The sequence below is a fragment of the Mangrovibacterium sp. genome (genome assembly GCF_059905295.1).
In genome coordinates, this window is record NZ_JBZQJF010000061.1 from 1 (window position 1) to 3,555 (window position 3,555).

Annotated in this window: 3 protein-coding genes, 1 tRNA gene and 1 other RNA gene; 2 read left to right on the top strand and 3 right to left on the bottom strand. The window is 42.2% G+C overall.

Going from position 1 to position 3,555, the window contains the following annotated elements:
• From AC37HE_RS03450 to AC37HE_RS03460, 3 genes are all read right to left on the bottom strand, one after another.
• On the bottom strand, nt 1–1,277 hold a 1,277-nt coding region (locus AC37HE_RS03450; RefSeq protein ID WP_500781388.1), incomplete at its 3' end, for an MFS transporter.
• A gap of 45 nt (nt 1,278–1,322) precedes the next feature.
• Nucleotides 1,323–2,276, bottom strand: a complete 954-nt coding sequence (locus AC37HE_RS03455; protein ID WP_500781389.1) for a glycosyltransferase family 2 protein — start codon at nt 2,274–2,276, stop codon at nt 1,323–1,325.
• Nucleotides 2,277–2,319: 43 nt separating this feature from the next.
• Entirely contained in the window at nt 2,320–2,889 is a 570-nt protein-coding gene (locus AC37HE_RS03460; protein WP_500781390.1) for a DUF4199 domain-containing protein, read from the bottom strand.
• Nucleotides 2,890–3,217: 328 nt separating this feature from the next.
• Here AC37HE_RS03460 and ffs point away from each other — a divergent pair.
• Both ffs and AC37HE_RS03470 read left to right on the top strand, forming a co-directional pair.
• Nucleotides 3,218–3,316, top strand: an RNA gene (gene ffs, locus AC37HE_RS03465) — signal recognition particle sRNA small type.
• 6 nt (nt 3,317–3,322) lie between these two features.
• Nucleotides 3,323–3,396 (top strand) — tRNA-Thr (locus AC37HE_RS03470).
• The last annotated feature ends 159 nt before the right edge of the window (nt 3,397–3,555 follow it).

Below are 3,555 nucleotides of genomic sequence, written 5' to 3' on the forward strand. Positions count from 1 at the left end.
ACACATGCTCCAAAACAAGCCCAGGCTGCAACACTGTATGAGCCAAATTGAGACAGCGACGAGCTGAAAATCAAAGGTCCTACAGCACTGAAGAACACCATGAGCGACATGGCAAATCCACTAATTTCACCCAGGTGCTCTCGTCCGAAGAAACGAGGCCAGGCTACACTGATCAACACAGAATAAATACCGGTGGCAATACCATTTCCTGCAATGAGCAAATAGTAGAAAAAAGGATTTTGCAGGTACGGGATGCTGATGGCCATCGCGGCTAATCCAACCAGGTAGATAATCAGTAAGACTTTCAATTTTAAATAGTCGCTCAGGTAACCGCCAGCCAAGGTGATAACCGTTGAAATTGCAGAGGCCGGAATGAAAATGAACAAGGCATCGGCTTTGTTCATACCAATCTTGTCGAATATTGAAACCACATTGAACACAAAGCCGGTTATCATCAGCGCATAAATGGCAAACGAAATAGCGTAGAGCCAGAAGACGTAAGTTTTACGTGCTTCCTTCAACCGGTATTGTTTCTGTGCTTTGTGTTTTACCGATGATTCCAGCTCCGGGTTTTCCGCCATATTATCGGGCATCAAATCGCAATCTTCCGGATTGTCGCGGTAAAAAAGCAGGATAATCAAACTAAACAGAACGATGGCAGTGCCACCCATGAGCATCCAGGCTCCGCGCCATGTAAAGTGTTCAATAATTTTGTCGAAGGTGTACGGAGCCAAGGAAAATCCAAGCGATACAAATACGCTGCTGATACCACCGGTTAACCCACGTTTTACAACAAACCATTTCATAATCATGTTGCGCGAAATCATGGTCATGGCTCCTTGCCCCGACAGGCGTAAAAGGAAAAAGCCAATGGATAATACGGCTACGCTAACATAGAACTGAGCATCCTGCAGGTTTAGTAAATTCCCCAGGAACAGCGCAATCCGATCCGATTGGCTCATGTAGAAAAGAATTGTCCCAAGGCACACCGAAGTTAGGATTCCCATCCAGCGAGCTCCGTACTTATCGTAAAGCTTCCCCACGTAGGTGAGAACTAATGAGCTGCTGATCGTTCCTATTAAATAGGTAGTGCTAAGTTGATCCCGACTGATTCCGAACACCTGGATTAAGTGGTCGGTAAAGGTTGAAACACCGGAGGTTTGGCCGGGAGCACTCATTAAAACGCCCATCGTTCCGACTACCAGGATGACCCATCCGTAGAAAACAGGAGATGAAGAAGGGGCAAAAGGAAAATTGTTGAGTTTCTGTTTTATCAAGGCTGTGAATTTTTGTCCTTTAGATTAAATAGCTCAGTTACTGAGCTATTTAATCTCTTCGTCAATAAGGTATTTGTTTCGATCTGATGAATTTCGGGAGAAAAGTTCTGCTAAAAAACCGGCAAGGAATAGCTGGGTTCCAATAATCATGGCAGCCAGCGAAAGGAAGAAATAAGGACTTTCAATGATCTTGGGCGCCGGAATTTGGTTGGCAACAGCAATTAATTTGCTAACTCCCAAATAGGCTGATGCCAAAAAACCAATAATGAAAACCAAGGTGCCCAATACACCAAAAAAGTGCATGGGGCGTTTGCTGAATTTGGAAATGAAAATCACCGACAATAAGTCGAGTGGACCGCGGATGAAGCGCTCGAAGCCAAACTTTGTTTCTCCGTATTTTCGTTCCTGGTGCTTCACAACCTTTTCACCGATCTTCTTAAAACCGGCCCATTTGGCAATAATGGGAATGTAACGGTGCATCTCACCATACACCTCAATGCTTTTAACAACCTGTTTGCGGTAAGCTTTCAACCCACAGTTGAAATCGTGAATATTAATTCCGGAACTTCGTCGGGCAATCCAGTTATAAAATTTACTGGGGATATTTTTCGACAAAACCGGATCGTATCGTTTCTTTTTCCAACCCGATACCAAATCGAAATTCTTAGCCATAATCATTTGGTATAGTTCCGGAATTTCTTCGGGGCTGTCCTGAAGGTCAGCATCCATTGTGATGACAACATCGCCCTGAACCTCCCCAAAACCAATATGCAAGGCTGCCGATTTTCCGTAGTTTCTTCTGAACTTGATGCCTTTTACAGCGGGATCTTTTTGGTGTAGTTCTTCAATAACACGCCACGAGTTATCGCTACTGCCATCATCGATTAAAATAACTTCGTACGTGAAATTGTTGGTATCCATCACTCGTTTGATCCATGCAGTCAACTCGGGTAATGATTCTTCTTCGTTTAACAACGGAATAACTACAGAAATATCCACCGGCTTTGAATTAGTTGCTAATAATATTGTGTAAAGAAAAGAATTATTCTTTGGAATCTAACTCCGACATCGCTTCTTCGTATTCATCCGGATTGGCATTCTTTTTAATGATTAACGATGTGATTAATGAAATAATTGAACCACCGATGACGCCACTCAATAAGGAGGTTTTTAATGCCTCTAGTGCCGAAGGGATTGGTTGATCGTCAAATCTGACCATGGCTTCGTCAATCTGGTCTGCCGGTACACCATGGTTTTGCATGAATTGATATGTTTTTTCCTGTACGGCTGTCATTATACGTTTAGCGTATTCCGGATCAATGTAGCGATTTAAAATATATTGGTATAAACCAGTAATAATACTGCTGAAAACCACAATCATAAGTCCAAAAACAAAGGCCTGGCCGAATGTGATTTTACCTCCAAGTAAGTTGTCGCGGTATTTCTTTGTACAATATAGAAGGAAGAATACTAAAATTCCTAAGTTGATCAAAAAGACAAAGAATGAGGTAAACAGACCGGTTTTTTCGATTAGGGCTGTTGCCCAGATGGTTAATTGAATCAGTATGACGATGATCGCATAATAGATACCATTCGTTAACGCGAGTTTCATCGGTGAATCTTCAGTTTGCATTTGAGTTGGATTAATGTTTAACGCAAATATATTCGAATTTTTAGATGTACTGAAATATAAAGTAAACGAAGATAAAATATGATGATTCCCAAAGTCGGGAAAAGCCGGTGATGGCAATAGCGTACTAGCCCTTCTCTTGAACCGGATATTTTAGCTGGAAAATGGTTGCTTCATTGAAAAAAATGAAAAAAATATTACGGAAATATTTCTTTGAGCATGAATTGCTTAGTCGAATTCGGATCGAAAAATAATCCTGCAATTTGTGAATTCGTTTGCAGTGAATACAAAAATTTCTACTTTTGTCGCCGGGTAAGTCCTGTACGACCAGCTCCCTCTGAATCCCCCCAGGGTCGGAAGGCAGCAAGGGTAGGAGGTTGAGCGGTGCGATACAGGTAGCTTACCCACTTTTTATGCCGAATTAGCTCAGTTGGCCAGAGCACGTGATTTGTAATCTCGGGGTCCACAGTTCGAATCTGTGATTCGGCTCAAAAAGAAGGTTGAAAGAATACCAACATCGTTCAAAGACATGATTACAGAATTCAGAAATCGGGTTTCAATTGAAATTCAAAATATCTGACATTCAATTTGGGGAGATACCAAAGTGGCCAACTGGGGCGGACTGTAACTCCGCTGACTTTCGTCTTC

Bases quoted from the DNA above. Each gene is read 5' to 3' on its own strand.
- AC37HE_RS03460 (WP_500781390.1), bottom strand. From the start codon at position 2,889: ATGAAACTCGCGTTAACGAATGGTATCTATTATGCGATCATCGTCATA.